The organism is Flavobacterium sp., assembly GCF_044339515.1.
GTDB lineage: Bacteria > Bacteroidota > Bacteroidia > Flavobacteriales > Flavobacteriaceae > Flavobacterium.
The window spans coordinates 69,816-87,748 of sequence record NZ_JBIIVK010000001.1; the positions used below are offsets into that span (position 1 = coordinate 69,816).

13 protein-coding genes are annotated in these 17,933 nt (G+C 34.2%); 8 read left to right on the forward strand and 5 right to left on the reverse strand.

Features of this window, described 5'->3' with window-relative positions; all coding sequences use genetic code 11:
- Window positions 1-92 precede the first annotated feature (92 nt).
- Both ACIQ0M_RS00370 and ACIQ0M_RS00375 read left to right on the forward strand, forming a co-directional pair.
- Window positions 93-1,211, forward strand: a complete 1,119-nt coding sequence (locus tag ACIQ0M_RS00370; RefSeq protein ID WP_396148578.1) for a PQQ-dependent sugar dehydrogenase — start codon at window positions 93-95, stop codon at window positions 1,209-1,211.
- Complete coding sequence (locus tag ACIQ0M_RS00375) at window positions 1,211-1,636, forward strand: c-type cytochrome (RefSeq protein ID WP_396148580.1); 426 nt, start codon at window positions 1,211-1,213, stop codon at window positions 1,634-1,636. The genes ACIQ0M_RS00370 and ACIQ0M_RS00375 overlap by 1 nt, the downstream gene beginning before the upstream one ends.
- A gap of 1 nt (window position 1,637) precedes the next feature.
- Here the strand turns inward: ACIQ0M_RS00375 and ACIQ0M_RS00380 are convergent, their stop codons facing one another.
- Window positions 1,638-3,803, reverse strand: a complete 2,166-nt coding sequence (locus ACIQ0M_RS00380; protein ID WP_396148582.1) for a TonB-dependent receptor — start codon at window positions 3,801-3,803, stop codon at window positions 1,638-1,640.
- 45 nt (window positions 3,804-3,848) lie between these two features.
- Between ACIQ0M_RS00380 and ACIQ0M_RS00385 the strand changes: the two genes are divergently transcribed.
- Complete coding sequence (locus tag ACIQ0M_RS00385; RefSeq protein ID WP_396148584.1) at window positions 3,849-5,225, forward strand: MATE family efflux transporter; 1,377 nt, start codon at window positions 3,849-3,851, stop codon at window positions 5,223-5,225.
- 2 nt (window positions 5,226-5,227) lie between these two features.
- Window positions 5,228-5,659: a hypothetical protein gene (locus ACIQ0M_RS00390; RefSeq protein WP_396148586.1), complete on the forward strand. Its 432-nt coding sequence runs from the start codon at window positions 5,228-5,230 to the stop codon at window positions 5,657-5,659.
- Between the two features lie 29 nt (window positions 5,660-5,688).
- Here ACIQ0M_RS00390 and ACIQ0M_RS00395 read toward each other — a convergent pair whose 3' ends face one another.
- From ACIQ0M_RS00395 to lpdA, 3 genes are all read right to left on the reverse strand, one after another.
- Window positions 5,689-6,138, reverse strand: a complete 450-nt coding sequence (locus ACIQ0M_RS00395; RefSeq protein WP_396148589.1) for a hypothetical protein — start codon at window positions 6,136-6,138, stop codon at window positions 5,689-5,691.
- Complete coding sequence (locus ACIQ0M_RS00400) at window positions 6,122-7,249, reverse strand: AAA family ATPase (protein WP_396148591.1); 1,128 nt, start codon at window positions 7,247-7,249, stop codon at window positions 6,122-6,124. Before ACIQ0M_RS00400 ends, ACIQ0M_RS00395 begins: the two co-directional genes overlap by 17 nt.
- An 82-nt stretch (window positions 7,250-7,331) precedes the next feature.
- Complete coding sequence (gene lpdA / locus ACIQ0M_RS00405; RefSeq protein ID WP_396148593.1) at window positions 7,332-8,735, reverse strand: dihydrolipoyl dehydrogenase; 1,404 nt, start codon at window positions 8,733-8,735, stop codon at window positions 7,332-7,334.
- A gap of 305 nt (window positions 8,736-9,040) precedes the next feature.
- Between lpdA and ACIQ0M_RS00410 the strand changes: the two genes are divergently transcribed.
- From ACIQ0M_RS00410 to ACIQ0M_RS00425, 4 genes are all read left to right on the forward strand, one after another.
- A complete protein-coding gene (locus tag ACIQ0M_RS00410; RefSeq protein ID WP_396148595.1) occupies window positions 9,041-11,740 on the forward strand; it encodes a phosphoenolpyruvate carboxylase in 2,700 nt (899 codons plus the stop codon).
- Window positions 11,741-11,912: 172 nt separating this feature from the next.
- Complete coding sequence (gene pckA / locus ACIQ0M_RS00415) at window positions 11,913-13,532, forward strand: phosphoenolpyruvate carboxykinase (ATP) (RefSeq protein WP_396148597.1); 1,620 nt, start codon at window positions 11,913-11,915, stop codon at window positions 13,530-13,532.
- Between the two features lie 127 nt (window positions 13,533-13,659).
- Window positions 13,660-14,874, forward strand: a complete 1,215-nt coding sequence (locus ACIQ0M_RS00420) for an RsmB/NOP family class I SAM-dependent RNA methyltransferase (RefSeq protein ID WP_396148599.1) — start codon at window positions 13,660-13,662, stop codon at window positions 14,872-14,874.
- A 5-nt stretch (window positions 14,875-14,879) separates the two neighbouring features.
- Window positions 14,880-15,977, forward strand: a complete 1,098-nt coding sequence (locus ACIQ0M_RS00425; RefSeq protein WP_396148601.1) for an endonuclease — start codon at window positions 14,880-14,882, stop codon at window positions 15,975-15,977.
- 112 nt (window positions 15,978-16,089) lie between these two features.
- Here the strand turns inward: ACIQ0M_RS00425 and ACIQ0M_RS00430 are convergent, their stop codons facing one another.
- A complete protein-coding gene (locus ACIQ0M_RS00430) occupies window positions 16,090-17,880 on the reverse strand; it encodes an acyl-CoA dehydrogenase family protein (RefSeq protein ID WP_396148603.1) in 1,791 nt (596 codons plus the stop codon).
- Window positions 17,881-17,933: the final 53 nt, after the last annotated feature.

Genomic DNA, 17,933 nt, shown 5'->3' on the forward strand with positions numbered 1-17,933 from the left:
AGCTCACCAACATTTCTTTACGACCAAATCTTAATTTTACCTTAAAAGTTTATACTTTTTGTACTTTTTTAGTACTTTAGAAAAAAAATAAAATGAAACCAATTTTTCTTTCTTTATTAGTATTTACTATTTTCAGCTGCAAAGCTCAAGAAAAACAAAACGATATTGTTCTTCAACCGGAAGTTGTTAATTATACTTACGAAACTTTGGCATCCGATATTGCTATACCTTGGGGAATGACTTGGCTTCCGGATGGTTCCATGTTAGTTACAGAAAAATCAGGTATAATTTATCATGTAAAAAATAAAACAAAAACCGAAATCACCAATGTTCCCAAGGTGGTTGCCAGAGGTCAAGGTGGTTTGTTAGATATTGCTGTTCACCCCAATTATGCTCAAAACGGTTGGATATATATTACCTATTCTTCAAATGAAGGTTTAGAAAAAGGAGCGAATACCCAACTTATTCGTGCTAAATTGGAAGGAACGAGTCTTAGGCAAATCCAAACAGTATACAAAGCCTCACCCAACACAACGCTCGGACATCATTTTGGTTCCCGAATTGCCTTTGATAACGAAGGATTTGTTTGTTTCACGGTGGGAGATAGAGGTAATCATCCCGAAAATCCGCAGAATGTTACTCGTGATGGCGGAAAAGTGTACCGCTTGCATGATGATGGAAAAATTCCGGCAGACAATCCTTTTGTTGGACAAAAAGGAGCAAAAGAAGCTGTTTTTTCATTCGGGCATCGCAATCCGCAAGGAATGACCAAACATCCGGTTTCCGGTAAAATTTGGACGCACGAGCATGGTCCGCAAGGTGGTGATGAAATTAATGTTGTAAAAAAGGGAGCCAATTATGGGTGGCCTGTAATTACCTATGGTATTGATTATGATGGAACCATCATTTCCGACCAAACTCAAAAAGAAGGTATGGAACAACCTCTTTACTATTGGGTTCCATCCATAGCTCCCAGCGGAATGACATTTGTTACGGGTGATGTTTATCCGAATTGGAACGGACATTTGTTAGTTGGTTCTCTCGTTTTTCAATATTTGGAATTGGTTAAATTAGACGGAGAAAAAGTAATTGGTCGTCAAAAAATAGGAACAGATATTGGCCGATTACGTGATGTTAAACAAGGACCAGACGGCTATATTTACATGGCTGTGGAAGGAAATGGAATCATCAAAATTATACCAAAAGGATAATGAAAGGAATGTATTTGCTGCTCTTTTTTACCTTTTGTAGTTTAGTTTTTGAAGAAAATAAAACTGCTTATCATTCCTTAAATCAGTCCAATGATGAGTTGGTAAAAAGTATCACTCGTGGAAAAGAAATCTACACTGATTTTTGTATGCAATGCCATTTAGGAAACGGAAAAGGAAGTGAAACTGTTCCGCCGTTAGCTGGTTCTGATTGGTTAGTAAATAAACGAAAAGAAAGTATTCATGCGGTTAAATATGGTCAATCCGGTCCAATAAAAGTGAATGGTAAAAACTATAATTCGATGATGTCCCCTTTGGGGTTAACTGATGAAGAAGTAGCTGATGTGATGAATTATGTGATGAATTCTTGGGGAAATAAACAATCCAAAATGGTGACGGTTTCAGAAGTGAAAGCCGTCAAAAAATAAGCTAGTTAAATCGATAACTCAAACTCATCCCACCATAATAATTCCTTGGATTTCCCGGATAAAAGTATCTTGGAGCATTATTTCCAAAACCAATGGCATTAGGTAAAATGCTCGCCGCATATTTTTCATCTAAGCTATTTTGAATACCCAATTGAAGGTTTACTTTTAAATTCTTCCAAACTGAAAAAGTATAATTTGTGTTGATGTCCAATAATTGATAAGGCTGTGATGAAAGCGAATTGGCATCATTCAAAAACATTTTTCCTACTGTTCGATACGAAGTTGAAAAAGAGAATGATTTTAGAGAAAAATCAAGACCAACATTCCATTGAAATTCCGGTACACTTGGCAATTGATTACCGGAGAAATCGTTGTCATTGTCAACGAAATCTACAAATTCAAAATGATTTAAACTTCCAGAAATATAGGAATTTAATTGAATTTTTTCAGTTGAAAGCAGTTTGCCATTTATCAAAAATTCAATTCCTTGGTGCAGACTTTCTCCGGCATTGATGCCAACATATTGATCTTCTGCAATTCTTCGGGCAACTAATAAATTTTTAATGGTTGTTGCAAAAAGGTTTATTTCTGTGTAAATTCTATTTTTCATAAAGTTTCCTTTAAACCCAACTTCGTAATTGATTCCAGTTTCCGGTAAAATGGCAGGATTCAATTGACCTTCGGGAGTTAATGTTTCGGCTACAGTGGGATGTGAAAACCCTTTACTAACGGAAAAATAGAGATTTTTTCCTTTCGAAAATTCATACGACAAACCAATTCTAGGTGATAAAATGGCATCAAAGGAATAGTTTTCTCTCGTATTTTCATTCGATTGGAATGCATCCTTTTGTTCATATTTGGTTTGATTAAAAGCAAGTCCGGTTTCAATATTTAATTTGCTTGATAATTGCATTTCCATTTGCCAAAAAAGATTGACATAATTTCTGTTCTGACTTGCGTCACTAAATTTATCCCCTTGAATGCTTCCTTGATTGGGTTGAGTTTGGTATAAATTTTCATACAATGAAAAAGTATATTTTTCTCGCAATAACTCTGTTCCAACACTCATTTTTGTGGGTATAGAGAAAAGTTTATCGGTATAATTTAATTTATTTCGAACACCAAAATTCACGATATTATCTTCTAAAATATCAAAAGGTCGCGGTTCGTATGCTTCTTTAAAATTTGAAAATACAGTTGAATTCCAATGCCATTTTTCTGAAAATGTATGATCATAACCAATTCCAAGAAGCAATTTGTCATATGATTCATAACCTCCAGCCGCAGCCCAATTGGCAGCCGCAATTTCGGGAGAATTCTCAAAATCAGTTTGGTTTATCGAACTCGGAATAAAAGCTTCCAAACGAGTAGCAATCCCAATAAAATTCAGTTTTCCTTTTTCTGAAAGTTGATGTTTTCCAAATAAATTAATTGATTGTCGGTCATAACTGCTGTTTGCTCTAAAACCTTCGCTTTGCAAATTGCTGTAATTGGCATATAAATTTGTTTTAGAATTCGACATTTGACCGGAAAACGAATTTTTAAACAAACCAAAACTACCGACTGTTGTTGACCATTCTCCAAAACTATTTTCATCTTTCGATGGGTTTCCAAACAAATGAATCACTCCACCCAAACCCGCTCCAAAACTACTGGAATTCGGACCTTTTATGATTTCAATTTTGCTTAACACACTCAAGTCAATATCTTCCAAAGTGGTTTCGCCTTCTCCTGTAGAAAGCGGAATTTCTTCAAAATAAGCTTTTACTCTATTGGTGCTAAATTGCGAACGGGCTCCAATGCCACGAATCGTAATTCGGTTCGTATTCAACGTTCCTTGTTGCATATAAACGCCGGCAGTTTTGTTGAGAAGCGGAGTTAGAATCACTCCATCTGTTTGACTGATTTCTTTGGCAGAAATTAAACCTACTGATGAAGCAGTTTTTTGAAGTGTATTTTTTATCGGCGATCCTATCAAAACTACTTCTGATAGTGCGGTTGTGTCTTTCAGTGTTTGTGATTTCACCTCTAAAATTATCAGAAAGAGAAATCCAAAAAGTAGAAATGATGAAGATATTTTTTGCAAGGAATACATTTTACGGTTAAAATTATGACTTTCTATCCACAAAGCCAAAGATGTTTTTGTACTTAACTTTTTTCTTTTCATTTTATCCTTTCAAATGATGTACTTTTGCCGACGAAATTAAGAATCATGAATCTTCAAACATATACCAAGGAATTTAACTATAACATGAGGTTGGCTTATCCTATCATTATTGGAATGTTGGGTCACACAGTCGTTGGTATCGTAGACAATGCAATGGTTGGTCAACTTGGTCCAAAAGAGTTGGCGGCTGTATCGTTGGGAAACAGTTTTATTTTCATTGCGATGTCGTTGGGAATTGGTTTTTCCACCGCCATCACGCCCATTGTAGCTGAAGCTGATGGTGAAAATTCAATTGAAAAGGGGAGAAGTGCCTTTCATAACGGATTGTTTTTATGCACCTTATTGGGTGTGATTTTGTTTTTACTCATCTTTTTTGCCAAACCGATAATTAGTTTTATGGGGCAGCCGGAAGAAGTGGTGAATTTGGCCAAACCGTATCTGGATATAGTGGCATTTTCACTCATTCCATTGATTATGTTTCAGGCTTATAAACAGTTTGCTGATGGAAAAAGCGAAACCAAATATTCAATGTGGGCAACGATTATTGGGAATATTGTAAACGTAATCATCAATTATTTTCTGATTTTTGGGATATGGATTTTCCCCGAAATGGGAATAGTAGGAGCAGCCATCGGAACCATAACTTCGCGAATTGTGATGCTAGCCTTCATGCATTATGTGATGGTGAAAAAACCAAAATTTCATCCTTATTTTGAAAAATTCAGTTGGGACGAAATTTCGAAATCAACCATTAGAAAAATTGTCAATTTAGGAACTCCTTCTGCGATGCAGATGTTTTTTGAAGTGGCTTTATTTACCGGTGCTATTTGGCTTTGTGGAATGATTGGCACAACGAGTCAAGCCGCCAATCAAATTGCGTTGAGTTTAGCTTCGCTCACCTTCATGTTTGCCATGGGATTGAGTGTTACGGCGATGATTCGTGTGGGAAATCAAAAAGGTTTACAAGATTACACGAAGCTACGAGTGGTCGCCATTTCCATCTTTTTATTGGCTACGATTTTAGAAATTTTCTTTGCCTTGATTTTCGTTGTGTTCCATAAAATCTTACCGCTACCTTTTTTAGATATTGAGCAGGTTGTTTATTTAAAAGATAATTTAGAAGTTGTTGCGATAGCATCCAATTTGTTGTTGGTGGCGGCTTTATTTCAAATTTCTGACGGATTGCAAGTAGTTATTTTAGGTGCTTTACGCGGATTGCAAGATGTAAAAATACCAATGTACATTACCTTTGTGGCGTATTGGATAGTTGGTTTTCCTATTTCAATTTATTTGGGATTATATACTGATTTAAAGGCAATTGGCGTTTGGATTGGCTTGCTGGCCGGACTTACCGTGGCAGCTTTATTTTTGTTTTATCGCTTTAATTTATTAACCAAAAAACTCATTGTTCAAAATACATAACTATGGAAATTAAACCAAAATTTGGCTATGACAAACTTCTTTTTGGCATGAAACAAAAAGATGTAGAAGCCATTTACAGCAAACCCAATCATTCTTTTATTGATGAAGAAGATAATATGGTTTTGATGTATAATGCTTTGAAAGCACGTTTAACTTTTTATGCTGAGGAAGATTTTAAGTTAGGTTACATCATCATTTCCAACCCAAATGCGGTTTTATTTGATGAAAAAATAATCGGTAAAAATGCAAATGAGTCTAAAGAATATTTATCTAAAAAAGGATTAAAATCATTTGAAGTGGAATCATTTGACTCTTTCTCAAATTTATTCAATGAAGATTTTTGGACGATTCTGCAAACTGAATTTGATGAAGTGATCAAAGTAGAAATTGGTGCAATTATCAAAAATCAAGATGAATTTGATTGGAAGTTTTAAGCATAAAAAACCTAACTCTTTGTAGAAAACTATGAGTTAGGTTTGAAACTTATTTGATTATTAGTAATTTGCAAACTAACACCACATTTGTCTCTAGCAAACCGTTGTTTTAAATTGTTTATTCTAACTTGTGCTTTTGGAATTCCGCTAGATGAAATAATGAAAAAGAATTTTTTAGTATTGGGTATTTTAATCAAATTTTGTTCAAAAAAAGTTGAAGTACTTATAATTTGCTCAAAAGCAGTTTCAATATCTTTTCCTTTTAATTCAACAAAATAGAAGTCTTCATTTGTGTGTCTCAAGAAACCAAAATCACATTTTTTTCTTTCGTTTGAAGCAATCAAACAATCATCAATTTTTATTTTTGTAAAACTTTCGTTTGAAATAATTACAAACCTTTTTCCATTTTCTGAAGCTACTTTACTGTTTGAGCAACAGGCAGAATGATTTGCTATTAATTCATTAAAATTTGCGTGCATACCTTAATTCTGTAAGTTTGTCAAACTCATTCGAAATAATATCAGAAACACTATCAATGGCATTTGAATCTATACTCTTAAATTCTTCATTTTTTATTGAATAAACTTTTCCATCATTTCTAACTTCATATACTGCAATGTCATCATAATCTATCCATCGACTTTCATGAACAATATCACTTATTTTGTCTTTTAAGTCTTGATTTTCGTTGAAGGTATTTTTTGCCAAAATCAAAGTGTCCAATGAAGATAAAATATATGGGCTATGAGTTGTTATTATTAATCTATGGTTTGTATTGTTTATTCTTTGTATCATATAATCCGTAAGCAGTTTTTGCTTTATAGGAAATAAATTTAATTCAGGTTCTTCCACTAAAAAAGTCAAATTTGGTTTAAAAACTTCATTTAATTCGTTATTGAAAACTAATAAAAGAGGTAGAAGTGATTGAATTCCACTTGAAGCTTGGGATAATTTGAATTCGCCATTAGAATTATAAACAAATTCTTGGTTATCAATATAGCTGTAGCTAAATCCAAAGTTGCCAAATAAAATATTTTCTTTTTCAATTCTAGCTAACTCATAATTAGCAGCAAAGTTTTTAAAGCATATAGGAAGAGCAACATTATTAGCCCATAAACCAGAAATTGATGATCCTACCAACGAAGTTAATATTCGTTCTGGAGGGAAATATATTATTTTGTTTCTAACCCCAACCATTCCGAAAGCCTTTTTTAAATCATCTTCATTGAGGTTAGTAATATCTCTAAAAATCAAATTACTTTTAGTCTTTTCTATTTTATCTTCAATGCTTTTAATTTTCTTATCCTTGAAAACTACTTTTAGATCTTTGTCTAAATATTCAATAACCGTATTCTCATATTTAAAATCAATGTTATAGTTCCTTAATTGATTAGAGAAATTTAATTCTTTATCATAATCAAAGTTTTCAACTTCATTTTTTAATAAATTCGAAAAATCCCTAAATATAGCTATCAACTTAGCTAAAACGCTTTTCCCTGTTGAAGTATCACCAATAAAAACAACGTATTTTGTAAGTTCAATTTCAGCCTCTTTAATGGGGCCAAAATTCTTAACAATCAACTTTTCCATACTTTTTATTTATTAGTGTAAAGTTATATAAAAAAGGAGCTTTTAGATAGATTTATTTTTTCTTAAAAATGCATTCAATTATTTACACATGCAACGCCCGATTATCCGTAGCCGCCCAAGCCGCTTCTTTAACCGCTTCTGCAAACGTTGGGTGAGCATGACTCATTCTCGAAATATCTTCGGCACTGGCTCTAAATTCCATAGCAGTAACGGCTTCGGCTATCAAATCAGCACAACGAGGTCCAATCATGTGAACACCTAACACTTCATCGGTTTTGGCATCGGCTAAGATTTTTACGAATCCGTCTGTGTCACCTCCTGCTCTGGCTCTTCCTAACGCTTTGAATGGGAAACTTCCCGATTTGAAAGCTACGCCCTCTTCTTTTAATTGTTCTTCTGTTTTACCAACAGCAGCAACTTCCGGCCAAGTATACACCACACCCGGAATCAAATTATAATCGATATGCGGTTTTTGTCCGGCTAAAATTTCGGCAACCATTACTCCCTCTTCTTCTGCTTTGTGAGCTAACATCGCTCCACGAACTACATCGCCAATGGCATAAATATTGGAAGCTGATGTTTGCAAATGATTGTTCACTTCAATCTGACCTCTATCAGTTACTTTTACTCCGGCTTTATGGGCATTCAAACCGTCAGTATAAGGTCTTCTACCAACAGAAACTAAGCAATAATCGCCCTCTAAAGATAAAATTTCTCCTTTTGGTGTTTCTGCTTCAACAGTAACAGTTTTTCCTTTTCGGTTAACCGATTTTACTTTGTGAGAAGTATAAAACTTCATACCTTGTTTTTTCAACACTTTGGTCAATTCTTTCGATAACGAAGCATCCATTCCCGGAATAATTCTGTCCATAAATTCCACCACAGAAACTTGAGCTCCTAATCGAAGATATACTTGCCCTAATTCAATTCCAATTACGCCACCGCCAATGATTACTAAATGTTTCGGAACTTCTTTTAATTTCAAAGCTTCCGTAGAAGTAATTACTCGTTCTTTATCTAACGTAATGAATGGTAAATTTGACGGTTTAGAACCTGTTGCAATAATCGAATATTTGGCTTCAATTGTTTCAGAAGAACCATCGTTTTTAGTCACTTTTACGTGAGTAGAATCTTCAAAGGAACCAATTCCTTCAAAAACGGTGATTTTATTTTTATCCATCAAAAACTTGATTCCACCTGTAGTTTGATCCACCACAGCTTGTTTGCGGGCAATCATTTTTTCAAGATTTACTTTTACTTTACCCACTTCAATACCGTGCTCTTCAAAATGAGCCACTGCATCGTGATAATGATGAGAAGAAGAAAGTAACGCTTTAGAAGGAATACAGCCTACATTTAGACAAGTTCCTCCTAATACCGAATATTTTTCGATAATAGCCGTTTTAAATCCCAATTGTGCACAACGGATAGCAGCAACATATCCGCCCGGTCCTGAACCAATAATGGCCACATCAAATTGACTCATATAGTTTTATTTAGTAGTTGAAAATCAGTTAAACGATTGCAAAATTACGAATGTTTTTTGGTACTTTTAAGGAATGAATTGTGAAACTTTAGCTAATTTGATTAAGATACATTAAAAACCAAACAATTAACTGATTTTCAATAATTAACATTGAAAACGTTTTCGTAGATTTCTTGGGAAAGTGATATTTATCAGGTTTGTTTTATTGGATTAGTTAGATATTTGACAACATCTTCACAAATTGAAATAATACTTTATAAGAACAAGTTGAATTTATTGAAGTAAACAAAATTAAAATAAGTAAAATGACTACCAATAACTCTTTTCAGAAAATTGAAAACGATCGTATCTTTATTATTGACTGCTACTTAGAAATGTTATCAAGGATTGATGAATATGAAATAATTGAACTCCTAAAAAACAATCAAATTTCAGAACTAAATAATCATCAATCAAACAGTGACAAAATAATTCAAGCACTAAGCATTTATTTTCAATTGATGACTTTAGTAGAAGAAAATGCGGCTACTCAATTCCGAAGAAAAATGGAAGATGATGAAAATATCAATTCCATCAGAGGTTCTTGGTCAGAAGCATTACACTTTTGGAAAGAAAAAAATATAAAGGAAGACGAAATATTGAGTGTAATTTCAGCTACTCATGTTAATCCGGTGCTAACCGCTCATCCAACAGAAGCTAAACGAATTACGGTTATAGAAATTCACAGAGAATTATATTTGTTATTGGTGAAGAGGGAAAATTCATCCTTGAGTAAATTAGAACAAAAAAGTATTCAAGAAAAAATTATACATCTTTTGGAAAGATGGTGGAGAACCGGTGAAATTTACCTCGAAAAACCCCAAGTTGAAGACGAAAGAGCAAATATACTTTACTATTTACAAAGAAAGTTTCCAATCGTTTTAGAAAAAAGTGATGAGCAATTAAAAGCTGCTTGGCGAGAAATTGGTTTCAATTCCGATAAAATTAACAATCCGGATGTTTTTCCTAAAATAAATTTTGGAAGTTGGGTAGGTGGCGATCGAGATGGTCATCCCTTTGTGACGCCATTTATAACGCAAGAAACCTTGGAGTTGCATCGCAAAAAAGCACTTTTATTAATCAAAAATAAAATAATTGAAATAACTTCTAAATTATCTGTGTCGGCTATTTCTAATTCGGTTCCTGATTCATTAATTGAAATCATTCAAAAAAAAGCAGCTGTTTTAGGAGAGAGTGGTGAAAAAGCTGTAAAAAGGAATCCTTATGAACCTTGGCGACAATACCTCAATTTAGTTAGTGTAAAATTAGAAAATACTATTCTAAACAATCTTGCTGATTCAACTATTTATTACAAATCCAGTCTTGAACTCCAAAATGATTTAAAGTTTTTCAGAGATGTTTTGATTGAAAACGGGATGAATGGATTAGCATATGATCTTCTTTTTCCTCTGGAAAGAATGGTTGCGTGTTTTGGTTTTCATTTGGCCAAACTTGATATACGACAAAACAGTGCCTATCATGATAAAGCCATAGCTCAAATTTTAAAGACAATTGATGAAAAAGAATCCGATTTTGAAAATTGGAATGAAGAAAAACGTATTGACTTTTTAAATAAAATTTTAGAAAATAATTCACCACTAACCGACATAACGATTTCTTATGGACCCGAAGCAGACAATATTTTAGATTGCTACCGTGTTATAAGTCAACATATTTATCAATATGGTGCTGAAGGTATTGGTTCTTTTATCGTAAGTATGACTAGAAATTTAAGTGATTTATTAGTCGTTTACTTATTTATGAAAGAAACTCAATTACTCAATACTTCAATAAAAGTAGTGCCGCTTTTAGAAACAATAGAGGATTTAAATAATGGTCCACAAATTTTAGATAGATTTTTACAACATTCGATTACTAAAATAAGAGCTTCAAAAATGAATTACAATCAAGAAGTCATGCTTGGATATAGTGATAGTAATAAAGATGGCGGTACAATTGCTAGTAAATGGAATTTGCATAAAGCAGAACAAAAATTATCTGAGATTGCTAAAAAAAATAATACCTCACTTTATTTCTTTCATGGAACCGGTGGTACTATAAGTAGAGGTGGTGGAAAATACCATCGTTTTTTAGAAAGTATGCCTTTGAATACGGTTAACGGGAACATTAAAATTACGGTTCAAGGAGAATCAATTGCACAATTGTTTGGAAATCCAATGACCGCTACTTATAATCTTAATGCCTTAACCTCAGGAGTTGCCAAACAAAGTATTGCCTCAAAATTAAATTTGAATGATCAGCAGTATTCTTTTGATATTATGGATTATCTCTCTCAAAAGTCATATGAACATTATCGAGATTTAATTGAAACCGACGGTTTTATTGATTTTTACAGCAAAGTTACTTGCATTGATGTATTAGAAAAAAGTAAAATTGGTTCAAGGCCTGCCAGAAGAACCGGTACAAGAACATTAAATGATTTGAGGGCAATACCTTGGGTATTCAGTTGGAATCTTTCCAGAATATCTCTGACAGGATGGTATGGATTGGGTTATGCTTTGAAAAAATTAAAAACAGAAAAACCTGATGATTTTCAACGTTTGAAACAAAACATAAAAAACTGGCCGTTTCTAAAATTCTTAATGATTCAAACGGAAACAAATCTTTTACTTTCCGATGTTAAAGTAATGAATTTATATTTCAATTTGGATGATAATGATGAAGAACGATTGTTATTCATGTCAAAAATCACAACAGAATACAATGATTCCTTACAATTTTTAGAAGAACTTTTTGATGAAAAAGCCAAAATTCGCAGAAAAGGTCAGTACGATAATTTGAAATGGAGAAGTGAAAAACTTTACGTTTTACATGAGTTGCACCTTCAACAGCTAAAACATTGGAGAAATTTATCAGAAGAGAACACAAATGACAAAGAAAAATTTCTTACAAAATTATTAAGTATTATCAACGCTTTGTCAAGTGGATTAAAAAATACCGGTTGATATAATAATGAATTAAACCAGCCTTGCTAACTTAATGAAAATCAACAATTAGCTATGAAAACGTTTTCGTAGATTTCTTGGAAATGTGATATTTATCAGGTTTATTTCATATGATAAATCGGAAATTTGATACATAGAATAAAGAATCAGACAATCTTAAATATCCATTATTATGAAAAACATTAAAGTCATTCAGGAACTACACGATTTAGGTATAACAGGCTATCACGAAGTGGTTTATAATCCGTCTTATGAGGAATTGTTTCAAGCTGAAACGTCTCACATGCGAAAAGGATATGAAAAAGGAGCTTTAACCGACACAGGAGCAGTGGCTGTGAAAACCGGCGTTTTCACCGGACGTTCTCCCAAAGATCGATATATCGTTAAAGATGAAATCACAAAAGATACTATTTATTGGGATGATAAAGTTAACTTTCCAACCACACAAGAAGTATACAGCGAACTGAAATTATTAGTTTTAAAACAGCTTTCTACTTCCAAAAAATTATATGTGGTCGATGCTTTTTGCGGAACCAATCCCGACACCCGTTTAAAAGTGCGTTTTGTGATGGAAGTGGCTTGGCAAGCTCATTTTGTAACCAATATGTTTATTCGTCCATCCATTTATGAATTAGAAAATTTTGGAGAACCAGATTTCGTAGTGATGAATGGTTCCAAAACAACCAATCCGAATTGGAAAGAACATGGTTTAAATTCTGAAAATTTTGTTGTGTTTAACTTGACTGAAAAAATTCAAATCATTGGCGGTACATGGTATGGTGGCGAAATGAAAAAAGGAATGTTTGCCATGATGAATTATTATCTTCCTCTCAAAGGAATGGCTTCCATGCACTGTTCAGCTAATGTGGGTGAAGAAGGTGATGTTGCCGTATTTTTCGGATTATCAGGAACAGGAAAAACCACTTTATCAGCAGACCCAAAACGTTATTTAATTGGTGATGATGAACACGGTTGGGATAATAACGGTGTATTTAACTATGAAGGAGGATGTTATGCCAAAGTAATCGATTTAAGTGAAGAAAACGAACCCGATATTTGGAGAGCGATTAAACGAGATGCATTGCTAGAAAATGTGGTAGTGAATGAATATGGCGAAGTAGATTATTACGATCATTCCATCACAGAAAATTCAAGAGTTTCTTATCCAATTTATCACATCAATAAAATCGTTCTTCCTTCAAAAGCCGGTCATGCAAAGAAAATTATTTATTTGTCAGCTGATGCTTTTGGCGTGTTACCTCCGGTTTCTATCTTAGATGACGACCAAGCACAATACCATTTCTTATGCGGCTATACTTCAAAATTAGCCGGAACTGAAAGAGGAATTACAGAACCACAACCGTCATTTTCTCCTGCATTTGGTGAAGCGTTTTTAACCTTACATCCAACGATGTATTCTAAAACGCTGATTGGAAAAATGAAAGAACACGGAGCAAAAGCCTATTTGGTAAACACTGGATGGAACGGAACAGGGAAACGAATTTCTTTGAAAAACACCCGTGCCATTATTGATGCCATCATCAGCGGCGAAATTAATCAAATGGAAACCAAACACATTCCGTTCTTAAATTTAACTGTTCCTGTTGAATTGCCTAATGTTGACAAAGGCATTTTAGACCCAAGAGATACATATAAAACGGAAGAAGAATGGGAAGTGAAAGCTAAAGATTTAGCCAGTCGTTATATTAAAAACTTTGAACAATATACTAACACAGAGGAAGGTAAAAAACTAATTTATGCCGGTCCTACTTTAGAAAATGTGTTAGCATAATTCTAACCAAAAGTAAGCTTGTTTTTCTCAAAACCCAATGGATTTTTTCCATTGGGTTTTGATTTTTTAACGATTAATTTCCAAGGAACTAATAATTAATACTACCTTTGCAGGCTATTTTATTGAAATGAGATTACATAGAAATTTAGTTTATACCACTATCGATTCGTTGAATGCCATTTTCAACGAAGGCGAATATGCTGATAAAGTGGTAGCTAGAGCTTTAAAAAAGGACAAACGTTGGGGAAGTTCCGACAGAAAGTTTGTTGCAGAAACTATCTACGAAATTGTGCGATGGAAGCGTTTATATGCCGAAATTGCCGAAGTAAAAGAACCCTATGATCGTGATGATTTATGGAGAATGTTTGCCACATGGGCTGTTCTTCGAGGTTATCCTATTCCTGATTGGAGACAATTGGAGGGAACTCCACAACGAAAAATCAAAGGACGTTTTGACGAATTATCCAAAATTAGAAAATACCGTGAGTCAATTCCTGATTGGATGGATGAATTGGGTGTAAAGGAATTAGGTGAAGAACTTTGGTCAAAAGAAATTGCCGCTCAAAATCAACAAGCTCAGGTAATTTTACGGGTAAACACCTTAAAAACTACCAAACAAAAATTGCGTGCCATTTTGATGGATTTAAATATTGAAACGGAGTTTTTGGATAATCAACCGGATGCCTTGGTTTTAAAAGAAAGAGCCAATGTATTTTTGACAGATGCTTTTAAAGAGGGCTTGTTTGAAGTGCAAGATGCTAATTCACAATTAGTTGCTGCGTTTTTGGATGTAAAACCCGGGATGAAAGTAGTTGATACCTGTGCCGGTGCCGGTGGAAAAACATTGCACATGGCTTCTTTAATGGAGAACAAAGGTTTGTTAATTGCGATGGATTTGTACGAAAGTAAATTAAAGCAATTAAAACTTCGTGCCAAAAGAAATGGTGCCTTTAATATTGAATACCGAATCATTGATTCGACAAAAGTCATAAAAAAATTATACGAAAAAGCAGATAGGGTTTTAATTGATGCTCCTTGCAGCGGTTTAGGTGTTTTAAAAAGAAATCCTGACAGCAAATGGAAATTACAACCTGAATTTATTGACAATATCCGCAAAGTACAAGCCGAAGTTTTGGAGAGCTATTCCAGAATTGTTAAACCGGGTGGAAAAATGGTTTATGCTACTTGTTCGGTGTTACCTTCTGAAAATCAGAATCAAGTTAAACATTTTTTAACAACTGAAAACGGAAAAAACTTTACCTTTGTACAAGATAAAAAAATTCTAGCCTCCGAATCTGGTTTTGACGGGTTTTACATGGCCTTGTTGGAACGAAAATTATAATTACTATGAAATTGAATATTACCCTTTTATTTATTTTTTCAACTTTTGTTGCATTTGCACAACCTCCTGCAGGTTATTATAACTCTGCCACGGGAACAGGTTTTACTCTAAAAACACAATTGTATAATATTATCAAAGACCATAACGACCAAGGTTATAACGCGATTGATGATTTTTTTCCAATTGCTGACATCGATAATTATTATGAAGATGATAACACCATTTTAGATATTTATTCTGAAAATCCAAACGGAACAGATCCGTATAATTTCTTTGCTTCTGATGAATGTGGAAATTATAATGGTGAAGGAGATTGTTATAATAAAGAGCACGTTATTCCGCAATCTGTTTTTAGTTCAAATACTCCAATGCGTGGTGATGCACATCATTTGTTGCCAACTGATGGTCGGGTGAATGGTTTTAGAGGAAGTTATCCTTATGGAATTGTGGGTTCTAATTTAATTTCGCAATCCGGAATTTCCAATCCTACTCAAAATGGTTCAAAAGCTGGAAATAATATTAACACCGGAATTGCAGTCGGTTTTTCAGGAATTGTTTTTGAGCCCATTGATGAGTTTAAAGGAGATATTGCAAGAATTCATTTTTATTTTGTAACGCGGTATGAAAATTTAGTTTCCAATTGGTCTTCCTACGCTATGTTTGATGGTAGTTCGAATAAAGTAATCGCCGATCCATTTTTAGACATTCTTTATTCTTGGCATGTGAATGATCCGGTTTCTCAAAAAGAATTGGATCGTAATAATGATGTTTTTCAACACCAAGGAAATAGAAATCCATTTGTTGATAATCCGCAGTGGATTCAGGCTATTTGGGGAAATTCACTCTCTGTGCCATTAACAGAAACCAACTTTAACTTTGCAGTATATCCAAATCCTTCTAATTCTAATCGAATTCATATTCAATCTGAAGCAATTTTAGATGAAATTCAATTGATTACAATCAATGGACAAGTAATGCAACAGATTCAAAATCCTGATCATCAGAATAATACTTATACGATTGAGAATTTATCCTCTGGATTTTATTTCTTAAAAATCACTTCCGAAAATCAATCGGTCACTAAAAAAGTTATTATAAACTAATCGTTGAAATATAGTTTAAAGCAAAAACTCCAAAGAAATTTGGAGTTTTTTTATAAAAAAAACCACGCTTTTTCAAACGTGGTCTTTTCGTCAACAACTAAACTAAAATTGATTAAAAACAGTAACTGTTTTCAGCTACTAATTTGGCCGTAATGGTTTCTCTTAAACCAACAATATTCGGCATATTGGTATATTTTGTGAATCGACATAAGCCCATTAACATCATGCGTTGTTCATCTCCTTCTGCAAAAGAAATGATACTTTCTTTTCCTTTTTGGGAAACTACATCAACGGCTTTATACAAATACAATTTAGCCATTGCAATTTGTTCTGTAGCTTTGTCTTCACCCACTTTTTTAGCTAATTTTTCTGTACGAAGCACAGTACTTTCTGCCATGTAAATCTCAATCAACATATCAGCAGCAGCCATTAATAATTGTTGGTGAGCATCCAAATCCATTCCATATTTTTGAACGGCAGCTCCGGCTACCATTAAGAAAGCTTTTTTCAATTTGCCCACCATTTCTTTTTCTTCGGAAAACAATTCCGAATAATCAGGCGTATCAAACGAAGGAATGCCCATTAATTCTTCTTGCACTTTCATGGCAGGACCTAATAAATCCACATGGCCTTTCATAGCTTTTTTGATTAACATTCCCACCGAAAGCATACGGTTAATTTCGTTAGTTCCTTCATAAATTCTGGCAATTCTGGCATCTCTCCAAGCACTTTCCATCGGGGTATCTTCGGAGAATCCCATTCCGCCATAAATTTGAATGCCTTCATCGGCACAATTTTGTACATCTTCGGAAACGGCTACTTTTAAAATAGAACATTCGATGGCAAATTCTTCTACGCCTTTTAATTCTGCTTCTTGATGCGTCGCACCCTCAGCTTCACGAATTTTAATTCGGTTTTCAATGTCTTTTGCTGCACGATAGGTGGCACTTTCGCCTGCATAAGTTGAGGTTGCCATTTCTGCCAATTTGTAACGAATCGCTCCAAAAGAAGAAATTGGCGTGTTAAATTGAACTCTTTCATTGGCATAGTTAGTAGCATTGGAAGTTACTCTTCGTTGTGCATCCAAACAAGCAGCAGCCAATTTAATTCGACCAACATTCAAGGCATTCATGGCAATTTTAAATCCTTCGCCACGTCCGGCTAACATGTTTTCAACCGGAACTTTTGTATCTGAAAAGAAGACCTGACGAGTAGAAGAAGCTCGAATTCCTAGTTTGTGTTCTTCTTCGTTCATCGTAATTCCGTTGGAAGGGTCGTTTTCTACAATAAATCCGGTGATATTTTTATCATCTTCAATTCGAGCAAAAACAATGAATAACGAACAAAATCCGGCATTAGAAATCCACATTTTTTGTCCGGTGATTTTGTAATGTGTACCGTCTTCTGACAAAACGGCTTTTGTTTTTCCGGAATTTGCATCAGAACCTGCTCCCGGTTCAGTCAAACAATACGCTCCAAACCATTCGCCTGAAGCTAATTTTGGCACGTATTTTTTCTTTTGTTCTTCTGTTCCGTAAAGGGTAATCGGCATGGTTCCAATTCCGGTGTGAGCACCAAAAGCAGTGGAAAACGAACCGGTTGCACCCGAAATATAATCGCAAACTAAGCACGTATCCACAAATCCCATTCCCATTCCGCCATATGCTTCCGGAACGGCAACGCTCAAAAAGCCCATTTCTCCGGCTTTACGCATCATTTCTTCTGTAAATGCATAATCTTTCTTTTCAAATCGGTCTTTGTTTGGCCAAATTTCTTTGTCTACAAATTCTTTTACCGAATCACGCATCATGATTTGCTCCTCTGAGAAATCTTCGGGTGTGAATACATTTTCACATTTGGTTTCTTTGACCAAAAACTGTCCGCCTCTTGTTATGTCGTTCATTATTTTATGTTTTTATAGGGTTTTTTAGAAAATAGAAAATAGAGAATAGAAAA

Bases quoted from the DNA above. Each gene is read 5' to 3' on its own strand.
- ACIQ0M_RS00385 (WP_396148584.1), top strand. From the start codon at position 3,849: ATGAATCTTCAAACATATACCAAGGAATTTAACTATAACATGAGGTTG.
- ACIQ0M_RS00395 (WP_396148589.1), bottom strand. From the start codon at position 6,138: ATGCACGCAAATTTTAATGAATTAATAGCAAATCATTCTGCCTGTTGC.
- ACIQ0M_RS00430 (WP_396148603.1), bottom strand. From the start codon at position 17,880: ATGAACGACATAACAAGAGGCGGACAGTTTTTGGTCAAAGAAACCAAA.
- ACIQ0M_RS00400 (WP_396148591.1), bottom strand. From the start codon at position 7,249: ATGGAAAAGTTGATTGTTAAGAATTTTGGCCCCATTAAAGAGGCTGAA.
- ACIQ0M_RS00375 (WP_396148580.1), top strand. From the start codon at position 1,211: ATGAAAGGAATGTATTTGCTGCTCTTTTTTACCTTTTGTAGTTTAGTT.
- ACIQ0M_RS00380 (WP_396148582.1), bottom strand. From the start codon at position 3,803: ATGAAAAGAAAAAAGTTAAGTACAAAAACATCTTTGGCTTTGTGGATA.
- ACIQ0M_RS00370 (WP_396148578.1), top strand. From the start codon at position 93: ATGAAACCAATTTTTCTTTCTTTATTAGTATTTACTATTTTCAGCTGC.
- ACIQ0M_RS00425 (WP_396148601.1), top strand. From the start codon at position 14,880: ATGAAATTGAATATTACCCTTTTATTTATTTTTTCAACTTTTGTTGCA.
- lpdA (WP_396148593.1), bottom strand. From the start codon at position 8,735: ATGAGTCAATTTGATGTGGCCATTATTGGTTCAGGACCGGGCGGATAT.
- ACIQ0M_RS00390 (WP_396148586.1), top strand. From the start codon at position 5,228: ATGGAAATTAAACCAAAATTTGGCTATGACAAACTTCTTTTTGGCATG.
- ACIQ0M_RS00410 (WP_396148595.1), top strand. From the start codon at position 9,041: ATGACTACCAATAACTCTTTTCAGAAAATTGAAAACGATCGTATCTTT.
- pckA (WP_396148597.1), top strand. From the start codon at position 11,913: ATGAAAAACATTAAAGTCATTCAGGAACTACACGATTTAGGTATAACA.
- ACIQ0M_RS00420 (WP_396148599.1), top strand. From the start codon at position 13,660: ATGAGATTACATAGAAATTTAGTTTATACCACTATCGATTCGTTGAAT.